Annotated in this window: 15 protein-coding genes; 13 read left to right on the forward strand and 2 right to left on the reverse strand. The window is 33.3% G+C overall.

The genetic code is table 11. The annotated features are described in order from the left end of the window. The first annotated feature begins 118 nt into the window (after nucleotides 1–118). From gltX to VRU49_RS03605, 8 genes are read left to right on the forward strand one after another with little or no spacing between them, the layout of a single operon-like run. Complete coding sequence (gene gltX / locus VRU49_RS03570; protein ID WP_330145408.1) at nucleotides 119–1,624, forward strand: glutamate--tRNA ligase; 1,506 nt, start codon at nucleotides 119–121, stop codon at nucleotides 1,622–1,624. 17 nt (nucleotides 1,625–1,641) lie between these two features. Then, nucleotides 1,642–2,463 carry a KPN_02809 family neutral zinc metallopeptidase gene (gene ypfJ / locus VRU49_RS03575; protein WP_330145409.1) on the forward strand — a complete coding sequence of 274 codons (822 nt, stop codon included), beginning with the start codon at nucleotides 1,642–1,644 and terminating at the stop codon, nucleotides 2,461–2,463. A gap of 10 nt (nucleotides 2,464–2,473) precedes the next feature. Next, nucleotides 2,474–3,589, forward strand: coding sequence for an ATP-binding response regulator (locus tag VRU49_RS03580; protein ID WP_330145410.1), 1,116 nt, complete (start codon nucleotides 2,474–2,476; stop codon nucleotides 3,587–3,589). 18 nt (nucleotides 3,590–3,607) lie between these two features. Continuing rightward, nucleotides 3,608–7,153 (forward strand): response regulator, encoded by a 3,546-nt coding sequence (locus VRU49_RS03585; protein WP_330145411.1) that lies wholly within the window; start codon nucleotides 3,608–3,610, stop codon nucleotides 7,151–7,153. 9 nt (nucleotides 7,154–7,162) lie between these two features. After that, nucleotides 7,163–7,531, forward strand: coding sequence for a response regulator (locus tag VRU49_RS03590; protein WP_330145412.1), 369 nt, complete (start codon nucleotides 7,163–7,165; stop codon nucleotides 7,529–7,531). A gap of 4 nt (nucleotides 7,532–7,535) precedes the next feature. Then, the gene (locus VRU49_RS03595) at nucleotides 7,536–8,357 is read left to right on the forward strand and encodes a CheR family methyltransferase (protein ID WP_330145413.1); all 822 of its coding nucleotides are present in this window, start codon (nucleotides 7,536–7,538) and stop codon (nucleotides 8,355–8,357) included. Next, entirely contained in the window at nucleotides 8,350–8,922 is a 573-nt protein-coding gene (locus VRU49_RS03600) for a chemotaxis protein CheB (protein WP_330145414.1), read from the forward strand. Before VRU49_RS03595 ends, VRU49_RS03600 begins: the two co-directional genes overlap by 8 nt. Next, nucleotides 8,922–9,302: a response regulator gene (locus VRU49_RS03605; protein WP_330145415.1), complete on the forward strand. Its 381-nt coding sequence runs from the start codon at nucleotides 8,922–8,924 to the stop codon at nucleotides 9,300–9,302. Before VRU49_RS03600 ends, VRU49_RS03605 begins: the two co-directional genes overlap by 1 nt. Here the strand turns inward: VRU49_RS03605 and VRU49_RS03610 are convergent. Next, nucleotides 9,295–10,968: a DUF8614 domain-containing protein gene (locus VRU49_RS03610; protein ID WP_330145416.1), complete on the reverse strand. Its 1,674-nt coding sequence runs from the start codon at nucleotides 10,966–10,968 to the stop codon at nucleotides 9,295–9,297. The genes VRU49_RS03605 and VRU49_RS03610 overlap by 8 nt on opposite strands. Before the next feature lie 105 nt (nucleotides 10,969–11,073). Between VRU49_RS03610 and VRU49_RS03615 the strand changes: the two genes are divergently transcribed. Then, complete coding sequence (locus VRU49_RS03615) at nucleotides 11,074–11,907, forward strand: N-acetylmuramoyl-L-alanine amidase (RefSeq protein WP_330145417.1); 834 nt, start codon at nucleotides 11,074–11,076, stop codon at nucleotides 11,905–11,907. 1 nt (nucleotide 11,908) lies between these two features. On the opposite strand, the gene VRU49_RS03620 is transcribed toward VRU49_RS03615, so the two are convergent. Then, on the reverse strand, nucleotides 11,909–13,564 hold the full coding sequence (locus tag VRU49_RS03620; RefSeq protein ID WP_330145418.1) for a glutamine--tRNA ligase/YqeY domain fusion protein: 1,656 nt from the start codon (nucleotides 13,562–13,564) through the stop codon (nucleotides 11,909–11,911). A 119-nt stretch (nucleotides 13,565–13,683) separates the two neighbouring features. Between VRU49_RS03620 and VRU49_RS03625 the strand changes: the two genes are divergently transcribed. The 4 genes from VRU49_RS03625 (at nucleotide 13,684) to VRU49_RS03640 (ending at nucleotide 16,346) form a co-directional block, all read left to right on the forward strand. Beyond that, nucleotides 13,684–14,103 (forward strand): cobalamin B12-binding domain-containing protein, encoded by a 420-nt coding sequence (locus tag VRU49_RS03625; protein ID WP_330145419.1) that lies wholly within the window; start codon nucleotides 13,684–13,686, stop codon nucleotides 14,101–14,103. A gap of 1 nt (nucleotide 14,104) precedes the next feature. Further along, nucleotides 14,105–14,881, forward strand: coding sequence for an enoyl-CoA hydratase/isomerase family protein (locus VRU49_RS03630; protein ID WP_330145420.1), 777 nt, complete (start codon nucleotides 14,105–14,107; stop codon nucleotides 14,879–14,881). A gap of 114 nt (nucleotides 14,882–14,995) precedes the next feature. Next, nucleotides 14,996–16,054 (forward strand): AI-2E family transporter, encoded by a 1,059-nt coding sequence (locus tag VRU49_RS03635; protein ID WP_330145421.1) that lies wholly within the window; start codon nucleotides 14,996–14,998, stop codon nucleotides 16,052–16,054. 28 nt (nucleotides 16,055–16,082) lie between these two features. Continuing rightward, nucleotides 16,083–16,346: a YtxH domain-containing protein gene (locus tag VRU49_RS03640; protein ID WP_330145422.1), complete on the forward strand. Its 264-nt coding sequence runs from the start codon at nucleotides 16,083–16,085 to the stop codon at nucleotides 16,344–16,346. Nucleotides 16,347–16,354: the final 8 nt, after the last annotated feature.

Below are 16,354 nucleotides of genomic sequence, written 5' to 3' on the forward strand. Positions count from 1 at the left end.
ACTTTGTATTGCCAAATTACGATTACCAAATGTAAAAACCGTAAAAAATCTATCTTTGTATTAAACTCTATTTAAATTTCTGATTTAGTCGGGATTAAAGGTAATAGAGAATTCAAATATGGAAAAGAAAGTAAGAGTAAGATTTGCGCCGAGCCCTACGGGCGGATTACATTTAGGGGGTGTAAGAACAGCATTGTTTAATTATCTTTTTGCAAAACAGCACAATGGTACATTTGTATTAAGAATTGAAGATACAGACCAAACTAGGTTTGTAGAAGGAGCTGAACAATATATTATGGATTGCTTAAAATGGTGTGGTTTAACACCAGATGAAAGTCCAGAAAATCCCGGTGAGTTTGGTCCATATAGGCAAAGTGAAAGAAAGCCTTATTATTTGCAATATGCAAAACAATTGATTGAAGCTGGGCACGCTTATTATGCTTTTGATACCCCAGAAGAATTAGATGCAATTAGAAAAGTAGAACCTAATTTTGTTTATAATCAGAAATCTAGGCTAAAAATGAGAAATAGCCTTACTATGAGTGCTTCTGAAGTTAGCGAATGGTTAAGTGAAGGTAAGCCTTATGTTGTAAGAATCTTTATTCCGGAGCACGAGCAAGTAGAGTTTAATGATTTAATTCGTGGAGAGGTAAAATTTGAAACAAATATTGTAGACGATAAAGTTTTATTAAAAGCAGACGGAATGCCAACTTATCATTTGGCGGTAGTGGTAGATGATTATGCCATGAAAATTTCCCATGTTTTTAGGGGAGAAGAATGGTTGCCAAGTGCACCAATACATATTTTATTGTGGAAATATTTAGGTTGGGAAGATGAAATGCCTCAATGGGCTCATTTGCCACTTATTTTAAAACCCGACGGAAATGGTAAACTTAGTAAGCGAGATGGAGATAGATTAGGCTTTCCAGTTTTTGCAATGAATTGGGAAGACCCAGCTTCTGGCTCTTTAACTACAGGATTTAAAGAAATGGGATTTCTTCCAGAGGCGTTTGTAAATATGCTGGCTATGTTGGGATGGAATGCTGGTACGGAACAGGAAATTTTCGACTTAGAAGAGTTGGTGAAAAATTTTGATATAGAAAGAGTAAGTAAGGCAGGTGCAAAATTCGACTTCGAAAAAGCAAAGTGGTATAATCACCAATGGATACAAATAACGGATGTTGATCAATTGTTTGAATTGGTAAACCAACAATTAAAAGAGCAAGGAATTACGGAATCTAAATCGAAAATTATTAGCGTAATTAATTTAATTAAAGACAGATGTAATTTGTTGCCAGATTTTATAAAACAATCTAGCTTCTTCTTTGTTACACCTAGTAATATCGATTTTTCTGCTGTTAGTGGAAAATGGGACATAAACAAAACAAACTTTTACAAACAATTTATAGAGGAAATAAATAAGGAATTAACCTCCTTGGAGTATGAAAACTTATTTAAAGATTTAGCATTAAAACTTTCCCTAAAAACAGGAGAGTTAATGTTGCCTTTAAGGATTATGTTGGTAGGCGGTAAGTTTGGTCCTGGTGTTTTCGATATTGCAAGTGTAATTGGTGCTGAAGAGTTAAAAAAGAGAATAAATTTAGCTCTTGAGTATCTAAACTAGGATTAATTGTTCTGTTTATGCAATGGTTTGGAAAAGGAAGTAATAATGTAGATGATAGACGAGGAGGGGGATTAGCAATCGGTGGTGGCTTAGGGGTTGTCATCATCATTTTAGGGTTAATTTTCGGACAAGATTTTACTTCCTTTTTAGGAGATATTCCTATTCAAAATTCTACCGTTCAAGAACCAAACAACGGAACAGAAGATAAAGATAAACAGTTTGTAAGTGGCATATTGGAGTCCACGGAGATAGTATGGTCCGACTTATTCGCGAGTCAAGGTATTACTTATCAACAACCAAAATTAACACTATTCACTGGTCAGGTACAATCGGCCTGCGGTGGCGCTAGCGCTGCGGTAGGCCCTTTTTATTGTCCGGCAGATTATAGGATTTATATCGACCTATCATTTTTTGAAGAGTTGAGTTCTAGGTTTGGCGCTCAGGGCGATTTTGCTCAAGCCTATGTAATCGCACATGAAGTTGGTCACCATGTTCAAAATCTATTAGGAACTACAGATAAAATAGCTCAAGCACGAAGTCGGTTATCTGAAGTTGATTATAATAAGCATTCTGTTAAATTAGAACTTCAGGCAGATTTTTTTGCAGGGATATGGGCTCATCATGTTCAAAAATTAAAGCTTTTTAAATTAGATCCAGGAGATTTTGAAGAAGCATTGAACGCCGCAAATGCAATTGGTGATGATAAGCTGCAACAGAATGCAGGAAGAGAAGTAATGCCTGATAATTTTACCCATGGCACATCTGAACAAAGGATGTTTTGGTTTAAAAAAGGACTCGAAACAGGCCAATTAACTGAAGGTAACACATTTGAAAACTAATTAGAAATCCATGATATTAATAGTTGATGACACCCCTGATAATTTAATATCACTAAAAAAGGTATTAGAAAAGCATGGATTTGAAGTAGATACAGCTTCTTCTGGAGAAGAGGCACTAAAAAAGGTTTTAATACAGGAATATGTATTAATCATACTTGATGTTCAGATGCCCGGAATGGATGGTTTTGAAGTAGCCGAAGCATTATCAGGTATTAGTAAAACAAAAGACACAGCCATTATTTTCCTGTCGGCCGCCAATACCGACACAAAATTTATTACTAAAGGATATTCTTCGGGTGGGTTAGACTACATTACCAAACCCGCGGATATTAATATCATCTTATTAAAAGTAAAGACGTTTTATAGAATCTACGAGCAAAGTAGAAAGCTTAACGAAATGCAAGAAAAACTTTTAGAAGAAATAGAAATACGCAAGAAAGCAGAGCACAAAAAGGATGAATTTATCAGTATAGCCAGTCACGAACTCAAAACCCCTCTGACGAGTGTTAAAGGCTATATTCAATTGGTCGAAAGAAGTATAGATAAAGGAAATCCAGCGATTTTAAAAAAGCATATTGAAAAAGCAAATCAACAGTTAAGTAAACTCAACGATTTAATTACAGATTTATTAGATATATCTAAAATGGAATCTGGAAAAATGGTGTTTGTGAAGAAGTATTTTGATATCGCAAAACTTTTAGAAAATGTAATTGAAGTATTGCAACACAATAATCCGCATTACCAATTTATTGTCGACATTTCTTCGAAAGGCTTAGTATATGGGGATGAGATGAGGATAGAGCAGGTGTTAATTAATTTTATTACCAATGCCATTAAGTACTCTCCTGGGCAGCATAAAATTGAGATTAAATCTTTTATAGAAAACAATAAGCTTCATGTTTCAGTTAAAGATTTTGGAATAGGAATATCTGAAGACCAACTATCGAAGGTTTTCGATAAGTTTTATCGTGTAGATGAAACTTCAGTCCATTTCCAAGGCTTAGGAATTGGGCTATATATTTCTTCAGAAATTATAAATCGCCACAATGGCGAAATAGGCGTTAGAAGCAAATCTGGTGAAGGCGCTGAGTTTTATTTTATTATCCCCGTTTTAGAAAACGATTAATCATTTTAAATTCTAACAATGAGTTCAGATTCAATAAAGAAAAATATTAGAATAGGACTTGGAATATCCATTTTCTTTTTGGCAATTTCATCTATTTCTTCATATATCAGCATTCAAAATTTATTGAAGAATGCAAATATGGTTAAGCACAGTAATGATGTTTTAAATAATTTGAACGAGATATATTCTTCAATTAGAGACGCAGAAACTGGGCAAAGAGGGTATTTGTTGTCGGGCGTTGAAACGTTTTTAGATCCTTATAATCAAGCTAAGAGTAGAATTAAACAATCCATGAGTGATATTAGAGGTCTTGTTCAAGACAATGAATCGCTTTTAAAATTAACTTATGATTTGCAAAAGGTAATTAATGAGCGATTTCATTATCTGGAAATAGGCGTTGAAACCAAAAAGAAAAACCTGGAAATAACTTCTAATCATCTATTTGAAGGGAAGAAATTAATGGATGAGGCACATCGGATAATGGATGAAATGAATGATATTGAGTTTGCCTTGTTGAAATCCAGAACAGAAGCAATGGATAGGTTTGCAAAACTTACGCCATATCTAATAATCTTTGTCGCTTTATTATCGTTTATAATCACCATATATTTTTATAATAAAGTAACTACTGATGCTTCTAAAAGAATAGAATTGCAAAATGCCTTAAAGCGTAAAAATGAAGAAATCGCAAACAGAATTGAAGCGGTAGATAAAATTGCAAAAAGAATTGCTCAAGGAAGTTATGACATAAGGCTCGATGAAGGAGATTCTGACTTACTTGGAAGTTTAGAGGGTACATTAAATGACATGGCAGAATCGCTACAATATTCATTCGGATTAATTGCCGATAAAGAATGGATGCAAACGGGTATTGCAGAAATTAATCAAGCATTAGTTGGCGAAAAAGCATTAAACCACTTAATTGTAGATGCATTATCTAGTCTAACAAAACATACAGGAGCCGAAGTGGCAGCAATGTATCTAGCAGATGAAAAAGAAGACCTTAATTTAGAAGGATTTATAGCGGCCGATTTAAATGTATTGCCTCAAAAAATTAAAATTGGAGAAGGCATTGTTGGTCAAAGTTTTGTTTTGAATGAAATAAAGATAATTAAAGAGCTGCCAGTAGAAGAACTTAAAATAAATTATGGATTAGGAGCAGTTGTCCCTGAAAACGTAATTATAATTCCAATTTTAAGAAATGGAAAACCAATGGGGGTTATGGAATTGGGATCTATTAAACCTTTCGAAAAAAATCAGATTGATTTCCTTTCTCAAACTTCAGAATTAATTGGTTTAGGTATAAATGTAGCTCAAAATAGAGCGCGCTTGCAAGAGCTTTTAGAAGAAACGAGAGCGCAAACTATCGCACTTCAGTCGCAACATACAGTTTTAGAAAATATGAATGCAGAGCTTGAAGCTCAAACGCATAAAATCCAATCTTCTGAGGAGGAGTTAAGGGCGCAGCAAGAAGAATTATTGCAAGCAAACAGGGAATTGGAAGAACGTTCAGAATTATTAGAGGAAAGAAATTTGATTATTTCTGAGCGTAACAAGGAAATTCAATCCAAAGCCGAGCAATTGGAGTTAAGTACTAAATATAAGTCGGAATTTCTAGCTAATATGTCACATGAACTGAGAACACCATTAAATTCTATACTGTTGTTGAGTAGGTTAATGGCAGATAATGAGGAACTAGATAAGGAATATGTAGAGTATGCTTCTGTTATTCAAAGCTCTGGACAAGGCTTGCTGACTTTAATAGATGAAATTTTAGACTTATCTAAAATTGAGGCGGGTAAAATGCAAATTGAGATTGAACCTGTAGAATTGAACGAGGTGGTTAATTCTTTGGAGAAGGTATTTAGACCATTAACAAATGATAAGAAGATTGATTTAGAATTGAAAATTGATGATTTGGTAAATCCAGTTATTGAGACAGATAGATTAAGGTTGGACCAAATTTTAAAGAATTTATTATCCAACGCCATTAAATTCACCTCGAAGGGAAAAATAACGCTTACTGTAGAAAATGAAGAAAATTATGTGAGTTTTAAGGTTAAAGATACCGGCATAGGAATAGCCGAGAATAAGCAAAGTTTAATATTTGAGGCATTCCAGCAGGAAGATGGTTCAACAAGGAGAAGATTTGGAGGTACAGGACTGGGCTTATCAATAAGTAGAGAATTAGCTAAGTTGCTGGGTGGGCATATTAAGTTAGAAAGTATAGAGGGAATAGGTAGTACTTTTACTTTATGTCTTCCTAAGGTTCATGAAAACAAAGAAAAGATAGAAAATGCCGAGCCAGAATCGTTGGAAACTAACCCATTAATTGTAACTGAAGTACCTAAAGATTTAGATGACGATAGAGATAATATTCAGGAAAAGGATATTGTTATTCTAATCATTGAAGATGATACAGCTTTTGCCCAAGTTCTATTAGATTTTACAAGGAAAAGAAAATATAAAGGGATTGTTGCTGTTCGTGGAGATCAAGGGATTGAGCTGGCGCTACAATATAAGCCAACGGCTATATTGCTCGATTTACAACTTCCAGTAATGGATGGGTGGCAAGTAATGGAAAAATTAAAATCGAATGCAAGAACAAGGCATATACCTGTTCATATGATGTCGTCATTGGAAGTTAAAAAGGAAAGCTTAAAAAAAGGTGCGGTCGACTTTATTAATAAGCCAATAGCCTTAGAGCAGATGGAAAGAATATTCGAAAAATTAGAAAATGTTCTAAGTAAACATCCAAAAAAGGTATTAATTATAGAAGAGAATAAGCAGCATGCGTTAGCGTTAAGCCATTATTTAAGCCATAATAATATATCCACATCTGTTGTGAGTAATGTAAACCAAAGCATTGAAGCATTAACTCAAAATGAGATAGATTGTGTGATTTTAGATATGGGTATTCCAGATCAAAACGCCTATACAACTTTAGATACGATTAAAAAGATAGAAGGACTTGAGCATTTACCAATTATAATATTTACAGGTAAGAATTTATCCAAAGCCGAAGAAATAAAATTAAAACGATATGCAGATTCAATTGTTTTAAAAACAGCTCACTCTTATCAAAGGATTTTGGATGAAGCTGGTTTGTTTTTACACTTAGTAGAAGAACATCAAGAAAATATTAAAGAAAAAGAATCTACAGTAAAATTTGGTCAGATGCAGGAAGTTTTAAAAGGGAAAACTATTTTAATTGCGGACGACGATGTGAGGAATATTTATTCTTTAACTAAGGCATTAGAACAACATAAGGTTAATGTTATTGCAGTAAATGATGGAAAACAAGCTGTAAATAAATTAAAGGAAAATGCAAATGTAGATTTGGTTTTGATGGACATGATGATGCCTGAGATGGACGGATATGAAAGTATTAAGGTAATTCGTTCTATGGCTGAATATATAAAATTGCCAATAATTGCAGTTACTGCAAAAACAATGATTGGAGATAGGGAGAAGTGCATAGCGGTTGGGGCATCAGATTATATTTCAAAACCGGTTGATATAGACCAATTAATTTCTTTATTAAGAGTTTGGTTGTATAATTAGTTTAAAGTAATGAAGGGTAAAATTTTAATAATTGACGACGATAGTAGGAATATTTTTGCGCTTCAGGCTGTATTGAAATCTAAAGGTTTTAAAAGTAGTGCGGCCTTAGATGCACTTAATGGAATTGAAATATTAGAAAAAGAAGGGGATTACGACTTGGTTTTTATGGACATGATGATGCCAGAATTAGATGGTTATGAGGCAATTTCTATAATAAAGCATAAAGAACCAATTAAACAAATACCAATAATTGCGCTAACGGCTCAAGCCATGCAAGGTGATAGAGAAAAATGTTTGAATGCTGGAGCATCAGACTATTTATCGAAACCAGTAAACATAGATGAGTTGTTGAAAATTATTTCTAAATGGATAGACTAATCTAGTGAATACACTTGAAAATGATGAGATAAATGAACTTCTAGACGATATCTTAGAGGTCTATGGATATGATTTTACAGGCTATTCTTCAGCATCAATAAAAAGAAGAATTGTAAGGTTGTATAATCTCGATAAGCATGTTGGATTTTCAGAGTTTAGGTTTATGCTGAAAACAGATCCTAACTATTTTTTAAGGTTTATTGAAGAGGTAACTGTAAATGTTACTGAGATGTTTAGAGATCCGGAATTCTACAAAGAATTACGTGAAAATATTCTGCCAAGCCTTGGAACTTATCCATTTATTAGGATTTGGTTAGCGGGCTGTTCTACTGGTGAAGAAGCTTACTCAATTGCAATATTGTTAAAAGAGCTAAATCTTTTACATAAGTCTTTAATTTATGCAACAGATATAAATGCAGCAGTTTTAGAAAGGGCAGCCTCTGCATTATTTCCATTAAGTGAAATGAAAACTTATTCGGAGAACTATATGCGTTCTGGTGGACCAGAAGATTTCTCACATTACTATTCTGCTAATTATACCTTAGCTAAATTTAAGGACGAGTTGAGAAGCAAAATTCTCTTTTCTACGCATAATTTGGTTTCTGACAGATCATTTAATGAATTCCAACTCATATTATGCCGAAATGTCCTTATTTATTTCGATAGGCCCCTTCAATATAAAGCACTACAATTATTTGATGATAGTTTAGAAAACTTAGGCTATTTGTGTCTTGGAACTAAAGAAACCATAGAGTTTTCTCCTATAAACAAGAAATATAAAAAAATTGGAGAACATAAAATATGGAGGAAATCTAGAAATGAATAATTCAGTGGAAGCGGTTTTTATTGGTGGGTCTGCCGGAAGTTTAAATGTTATTTTAGAAATACTCCCAGCGCTTTCTGAAAATATAGATTTCCCAATCGTAATTATCTTTCACAGGAAATTTTCCCCAAATTCTAAACTCTCCCAAATCTTAAGCTCTAAAACTTTATTAAAAGTAGTTGACCTAGAAGAAAAAATGAAACTAGAAAAGTATACTATTTATGTAGCTCCTGCTGATTATCATGTTTTAATTGAGGCTGATAAATCGTTTTCTTTAGATTTTTCTGAGAAAATGAATTATAGCAGGCCATCTATTGATGTTACTTTTCAATCTGCGAGTGAGGTTTTTTCAAATAAATTGCTTGGAATTCTACTTTCAGGCTCTAATAATGATGGTGCGCTGGGCGTGAAATACATTTCCGAGAAAGGCGGACAAGTTTGGATTCAAAATCCAGACTCCACAAATTTTAAATACATGCCCCAGCAAGCTATAAAATTGTTAAAACAACCTATATTAGTAAATCCACAATCTATAGCAGATAAACTAAACGCTTTAAATAAGTATTAATGGAGAATGAAGTAAAGAAAGTATTTATTTTCGATGATAATCAAGAAATTCTAGATTTATGCACTCTAATCTTAGAAGAGGCTGGGTATTCAGTTAAAACCTCCACCACTTCTAATGATATTATAGCCCAAGTTATAAGTTTTATGCCAAATTTAATTTTAATGGATAATTGGTTGCCAGATTTAGGGGGGATTGAAGCAACAAAAGCCATTAAAACGCATAAACTCTTAAACCATATTCCAGTGGTTTATTTTTCGGCTAATAGTGAGATAAGCAATTTAGCCACCCAAGCCGGCGCCGATAACTACTTGTCTAAGCCTTTTGATATTCAAGATTTAGAAGAAATTGTTAAAAAGGAGATAAATAGCGATACTATCTAACTCCTAAAACATCAACGCCTTGATCGAAAACAATATCTACGGGTATTTTTTTGGCATTTAATTTTTCTAAATCTTTTTGTAATTCAGGGAAAATGATAGCTTGTTCCTTCGCAGCTTTTTCTGTGCCTAATTTATCGCCATCACCTTGTAATTTCAATATTTTTGCGGTTAAATCTTTAATTGCTTGAGGCATCTTATTGAAGTTTACTTCATATTTTCCATCAGCTGTTCTTGTAAATGCTCCAGCATCCTTGAAAAAATTAAAGCATTGCATATTTGCTTTGCCATGTGAAGATGCGGCACCAAATCTAACAGAACGGAGTATACCAGCCATATAAGTAACATAGAAAGATTTTATATCGCCTTCTAATTCACCTGCTTTTATCATTTCGCTCACTAAAAACAAACCTAATACATCCGCTTTACCTTCTTCTAACCAAGTAGATTGCTCTTTCAACGCATTTCTAACGGTTCCTTTGCCATTAATTGTGTTTTTAATACCCATGCCATGGGCAACCTCATGAAACATTACATTGGCAAAAAAAGCATCAAAATTAACCATATTCAATTGGTTTGGATGAATTAACTCTTGCGCAATTGGCACTAGAATTTTGTCGAACTTTGCTTGCATTGCGTTTTTAAGCTGACTTCTTCTGGTTCCTTTTTCTTGTTGAATAGTTTCGTCGTTAGGTAAATTTACAGCAATGGTTTTTGATCCAGAATTACTGTCGCCAGCATAATAAACTACATCATAAGCATTTAATTCTGAATCGGTACCTGGTGTTTCTTTCTTGTATTTTGCATCAACAGGAAGCATTTTTTGCATTGCTGGCAGCATAGCAACATACTTTGACAGTTTTTTGCTCCAAGTTTTGTCCTTAATTAATACATAGCTTTCATAAGCTGTTCTTGCATTAAATAATTTGTCTTCATAATTTTCAATTGGACCGATTATAATGTCTAAAGTATTATTTTTCATTTCCAGCCACGCGATATCACTTGCTGTAAATTTATCAGTAACTAAAGCATCTGCCCTTAATGTTAAATACTTTTTAAATCCTGGATCTTCTGCTAATAATGCAGCTTGTTTTAATAATGAAGATGCGCGCTGTAATTCAGACGCAAATGCAACGTGGTAAGGAACTGATTCTAATTTTCCTTGAGCATTGCGTTTAATTAAAGAATATTGGTCAAATTTATTTTTCAAATCAGATTGCTCTAATTCCTCGCTTGTCATGTCTACAGGGTAAAAACCAGCACCAGCGGGCTTAGGGCCAATTCCTTTTATAAATGGTTTATTGTCATTTAGTCTATCCCAAGGGCCATAATTAATATTAAAAAAGGCTATAGTTTTATCATCCTTGATTGTAGGCAATATGCTGTCTTTTTCTGGGAAAGATTGTTTCCAAAACAGCTCATTCATTATGTCGGCAGCCTGAATTAATAAAGGCAAGATTTTACGATCTGTTGGCGTTAAATCATTAAGATTAGTGGTTAACCTAACTCTTTCATAAGTCGCTAATCGATCCGCAGCGTATTGTTCTAAAGAATCTTTTTTTATAATATCTGAAGCGATATTATTTGAATTTCTTTCACCGCACGATTGTAAACTCGCAGCGATTAACATTGAAGCGAATAAGGTTTTGTTTAATGATTTTAAATGCATTGTGTAAAATTTATGATGCTAAAATATTAAATTAATACTTTACTTAGGATTATAACTGTTTAAATATTCAAATTGTTGTAATTTGGCATCATTTATTAAAAGAAAATGGGAAAAAATATAATTCTTTACTTGGGAACAATACTAGTTTCATCTGTAGGTTTGATTGGCTGTTCAACAAATCAATACGCATCAACGAATAAAGTTTATAAAAAGCAAGCAAAGAAATTTTCCAAAACCATTGCGGCCACGCCTCCTGTAAACCAATATTTAGATTTATCAGATCCATCGAAAATTGATTGGGTAGGGTCTGTAAACTTTGGAATTAGAAAACCTAATTTTGTAATTCTACATCATACAGCACAGGAATCAACGGAGCAAACTTTAAAAACTTTTACCTTAACCAGAACGGCCGTTAGTTCTCATTATGTTGTGGGTGCTGATGGGCGCGTTGTTCAAATGGTGAACGATTATTTGAGGGCACAACATGCTGGGATTGGTAAATGGGGGAATAATTCAGACTTAAACTCCTCTTCAATAGGAATTGAGATAGATAATAATGGTTTAGGTGAACCTTATACCGATGCCCAAATAGAAAGTTTATTAAAACTTTGTGAAGTATTAAAAAAGAGATACGGAATTCCTACCGCAAATTTTATTGGCCATGCGGATATTGCGCCAACTAGAAAACCCGATCCGGCAAATTTTCCATGGAAATTATTTGCAGAAAAAGGGTACGGACTTTGGTATGATGATGTATTAGAAACCCCAACAGAAAACTTTGATCCTGCAATTGCTTTGAGGATTATAGGTTATGATATTAAGGATTTAAACGCTGCAATAGTTGCTTTTAAAAGACATTTCGTACAAAAAGATTTACTTCCTGTATTAAGCGAAGAAGATAAAAAAATCTTATTCAACTTATACAAGAAGTATTTATAATCTATTTTTTTGTGAAGCCTTCTTTTAAGGTTACGGTCTGATTAAACACTAGTTTTTCTGGAGTAGAATCTTTATCTAAACAGAAATAGCCCTTTCTCATAAACTGATAACCAACACCTTCATTGGCGTTCATTAATGAAGGCTCTATAAAGGCTTGTTTAATGATTTTTAAACTGTCAGGGTTTAAATAATCTTTAAAATCTCCTTCTTCTGAATCAGGGGAAGGAACTGTAAATAATCTGTCGTAAATTCTTATTTCAGCCGTTTTTGCATGTTTTGCACTTACCCAGTGGATGGTGCCTTTTACATGTAATCCGCTTGTGTCTGACCCACTTCTAGATTCAGGAATGTAAGAACATTTAAGTTCAATAACTTTACCGTCTTGGTCTTTAATTACTTCGTCGCATTTAACTATATATGCGTTTTTTAATCGAACTAATGCGCCTGGAGCTAATCTAAACCATTTTTTCGAAGGTTCTTCCATGAAATCCTCCTGCTCAATCCACAATTCGTTACTGAATGGAACTTCTCTTACTCCGCCTTTATCTTCTTTTTCCGGATTATTTTCTGCTAATAATATTTCGCTCTTATCAGCATCATAATTGGTGATGGTTAATTTTAGCGGCTCTAAAACAGCCATTACTCGATCGGATGTTCTGTTTAATTCTTCACGAATACAGAATTCCAAAAGGCTTAATTCTATTAAATTTTCTCTTTTTGCGATTCCAATTCTATCGCAAAATTCTCTGATACTATGTGGGGTATATCCTCTTCTTCTTAATCCACTAATGGTTGGCATACGAGGATCATCCCATCCTGCAACTATATTTTCATTTACCAACTGCATAAGCTTTCTTTTACTCATAACGGTATAAGTAAGATTTAAGCGAGCAAATTCGTATTGTTTTGAAGGGAATATTTCTAGTTTTTCGATAAACCAATCGTACAACTCTCTATGTGCTACATATTCTAATGTACAAATGGAGTGCGTTATATTTTCAATGCTATCACTTTGTCCGTGAGCAAAATCGTACATTGGGTAAATACACCATTTATTTCCTGTTCTATGATGAGGCGCATGTTTAATCCTATAAATAATAGGGTCGCGCATTAACATATTTGAACTCGACAAATCAATTTTAGCTCTTAAAATATATTTTCCATCTTCAAATTCTCCTTGTCTCATTCTATTAAATAGATCTAAGTTTTCTTCAATAGATCTAGATCTCGAAGGACCAGGCGTTCCAGGGATAGTAGGTGTACCTTTATTAGCAGCTATTTCATCAGCAGTGCTGTCATCAACATAGGCTAATCCTTTTTTAATTAGAATTACTGCGTATTCAAATAATTGCTCAAAATAATCTGAAGCATACAATTCGTTTTTCCATTCAAATCCTAACCACTTAATATCTTCCTGTTGACTATTTACATATTCAGTTTTTTCCGTTACGGGGTTGGTATCATCGAATCTTAAATTAGTATAGCCACCATATTTTTTCGTTAATCCAAAATTTAAGCAAATAGCTTTTGCATGTCCAATGTGTAAATAACCATTGGGTTCTGGAGGAAAGCGAGTAACTAAAGTGCTGTATTTACCTGACTTAAGGTCTTGCTCAATTATTTCTTCTATAAAGTTTAATGACCGCTCTTCGCTCATAATGTTATAATTATTGTGGCTTAAAGTTACGAACATTAGCAACATTTTTAGGTGTTTTTAGTTCTGATACTAAATAAAAGCTATAAAATATATACATTTACTATCTCTTTTAAGCAAATATGAATACAGAATTTAATCGTCCAATAAGGGTCTTAATTGCAAAAGTTGGATTAGATGGACACGATAGAGGAGCGAAAGTTATTGCTACATCGCTTAGGGACGCTGGTATGGAAGTAATTTATACTGGGTTAAGACAAACGCCTGAAATGGTTGTTAATACAGCTTTGCAAGAAGATGTGGATGCAATTGGCGTTTCAATTTTATCGGGGGCACACATGACTGTTTTTCCAAAAATCATTGCATTAATGAAAGAAAAGGAAATGAATGATGTGTTGTTAACTGGCGGAGGAATAATTCCAGAAAAAGACATGGAAAAACTTTACGAATTAGGTGTAGGAACATTATTTCCTCCTGGGACACCAATGTCGTCGATCTCGGAATATATTAATAATTGGGTTAAAGAAAATAGAAATTTTTAGAATGAATTACCAGAATTTATTTGTAAATATTGAAGATCAAATTTTATTTATCACGATAAATAGAGAAGCAAAATTAAACGCATTAAATAAATCGACATTAGAAGAGATTGCACAAGTCTTAAATTCTAATGTTGATAATAAAGAGGTTTTAGGTGTATTAATTACTGGTGCGGGATCTAAAGCCTTTGTTGCTGGCGCTGATATTAGTGAATTCAGTAACTATTCTATTGAAGAAGGAAAGAAATTAGCGGCAATTGGTCAGGATTCTGTATTTAATTTAATTGAGAATTATCCTAAGCCAGTAATTGCAGCTGTAAATGGTTTCGCATTAGGTGGAGGATTAGAATTAGCTATGTCTGCACATATGCGTGTGGCAAGTGATAATGCTAGATTGGGACTCCCAGAAGTAACTTTAGGCTTAATACCTGGTTATGGAGGAACACAAAGATTACCAAGGTTAATTGGAAAAGGTAAAGCAATCGAAATGATTGTAACTGCTGATATGATCGATGCTAAACAAGCAGAAAGTTTAGGTTTGGTAAATTATGTCGTAGCTCAAGACGAGTTAATAAATAAGTGTAAAGAAATCTTTTCTAAAATAGTTCAGCGCTCACCAACCGCAATTAAAGCAGCAATTAAGGCAGTTAACGCTTATAGCTCGGCTGATGGATTTGATGTAGAAATTCAATCATTTGGCGAGTGTTTTGGAACGGAAGATTTTAAGGAAGGAGTAGACGCATTTCTAAATAAACGAAAGCCTAATTTTAAAGGAAATTAATTGATATTATAAATTTTCGTCATTATTATTTTAACTTTTTTAGGAAATGTAAAAATTTTAATGTAATATGGATAAACATTTTAGGAATTAATATGTATTCTTAGTGGATTCCATATGTCAGTTTTTTCTTTTAAACAGCGAAATAACATTACCTTAATAATAATTTTATTATTAGGCTGTGTATTAATTTATTCGCTACAAAGCATATTAGGAGCACTATTAAGTACATTAGTTCTGTTTACATTACTTAGACCCCCTTTTATTTATTTCACAGAAAAACTCAATTTAAACGCAAGATTTATAGCTGTTTTATTGTTGTTTTTATCGTTCCTAGTTATTGTGTTACCATTTTATGCCTTGAGTAATATGGTAATCAATAAAATAGGTGAATTAAGGAATGATGAGATATATTTTAAAAACATACTATTTAAATTAAAAGAAATGTTTCCAGGGAAAGGAAATATTCAATTATACCTGGAAGACGGATTAAATAAAATTGGAGATTATGCTACAGGGTTATTTCCATCTTTATTGTCGGGGGCCGTTGATATTGTATTGGGCCTTTTAATCGTATATTTTTTGTCTTATTTCATGCTGGTTCAACGGGTTGATTTTGAAAAGGCACTCATAAAATATTCTCCATTTAGACCTCAAAATGCTTTGAAATTTGCTGTTGAATTAGAGAATATAACCTTTGCTAATGTAGTAGGACAAGGCCTAATTGCAATAGTTCAAGGGGGATTATTAAGTTTAGCATATTTTGTTTTAGACTATAATGATCCTATATTTTGGGGAGTGGTAGCAATGTTTATTTCGTTTGTGCCAATTCTGGGGCCGCCAATTATTTTTGTTCCAGCGGCATTTCTTAAAATTATTGATGGATATTCTTTCGAAGGTTGGGCAATGCTATTGTTTGGCTTTATTGTAATTATTAATATAGATAATGTATTAAGATTTATAATAGCAAAGCGTATTGGTAATATTCATCCTATTATTACCGTTTTGGGGGTAATAATAGGTTTACCATTATTTGGTATAATGGGGCTAGTTTTTGGCCCTTTATTAATTTCTTATTTCATTTTGTTGGTTAAAATTTACGAAACAAGTACTTTGGCATCTGGCAGATTAGAAAAAATGAAAACAATAACAGATAATGAAAGGTTTAAAACATAACATTCGTATATATTAAAATAAAAAAGACATGAACGATAATTCTAAACTATTGGTTGGCTTATTAGCCGGATTAGCTGCAGGAGCAGTTTTAGGAATTTTATTTGCACCAGATAAGGGAAGCGAGACTAGAGATAAATTAGGTCAGAGTTTAAAAGATCTTGGGGACACAATTAAAGAAAGAGCTTCTAATGAAATGGAAAACATTAATGGCTTAAAAGATAAAATTGTTGATGCTGTTAAATCAAAATTAAGCACTGCAGAAGACTTAATAGACGAAACTAGAAAAGTATAATTATATAA

This window comes from Pedobacter flavus (assembly GCF_036324285.1).
GTDB classification, from domain to species: domain Bacteria; phylum Bacteroidota; class Bacteroidia; order Sphingobacteriales; family Sphingobacteriaceae; genus Pedobacter; species Pedobacter flavus.

Bases quoted from the DNA above. Each gene is read 5' to 3' on its own strand.
- VRU49_RS03580 (WP_330145410.1), top strand. From the start codon at position 2,474: ATGATATTAATAGTTGATGACACCCCTGATAATTTAATATCACTAAAA.
- VRU49_RS03600 (WP_330145414.1), top strand. From the start codon at position 8,350: ATGAATAATTCAGTGGAAGCGGTTTTTATTGGTGGGTCTGCCGGAAGT.
- VRU49_RS03605 (WP_330145415.1), top strand. From the start codon at position 8,922: ATGGAGAATGAAGTAAAGAAAGTATTTATTTTCGATGATAATCAAGAA.
- VRU49_RS03620 (WP_330145418.1), bottom strand. From the start codon at position 13,564: ATGAGCGAAGAGCGGTCATTAAACTTTATAGAAGAAATAATTGAGCAA.
- ypfJ (WP_330145409.1), top strand. From the start codon at position 1,642: ATGCAATGGTTTGGAAAAGGAAGTAATAATGTAGATGATAGACGAGGA.
- VRU49_RS03630 (WP_330145420.1), top strand. From the start codon at position 14,105: ATGAATTACCAGAATTTATTTGTAAATATTGAAGATCAAATTTTATTT.
- VRU49_RS03585 (WP_330145411.1), top strand. From the start codon at position 3,608: ATGAGTTCAGATTCAATAAAGAAAAATATTAGAATAGGACTTGGAATA.
- VRU49_RS03635 (WP_330145421.1), top strand. From the start codon at position 14,996: ATGTCAGTTTTTTCTTTTAAACAGCGAAATAACATTACCTTAATAATA.
- VRU49_RS03615 (WP_330145417.1), top strand. From the start codon at position 11,074: ATGGGAAAAAATATAATTCTTTACTTGGGAACAATACTAGTTTCATCT.
- VRU49_RS03640 (WP_330145422.1), top strand. From the start codon at position 16,083: ATGAACGATAATTCTAAACTATTGGTTGGCTTATTAGCCGGATTAGCT.
- gltX (WP_330145408.1), top strand. From the start codon at position 119: ATGGAAAAGAAAGTAAGAGTAAGATTTGCGCCGAGCCCTACGGGCGGA.
- VRU49_RS03590 (WP_330145412.1), top strand. From the start codon at position 7,163: ATGAAGGGTAAAATTTTAATAATTGACGACGATAGTAGGAATATTTTT.
- VRU49_RS03625 (WP_330145419.1), top strand. From the start codon at position 13,684: ATGAATACAGAATTTAATCGTCCAATAAGGGTCTTAATTGCAAAAGTT.
- VRU49_RS03610 (WP_330145416.1), bottom strand. From the start codon at position 10,968: ATGCATTTAAAATCATTAAACAAAACCTTATTCGCTTCAATGTTAATC.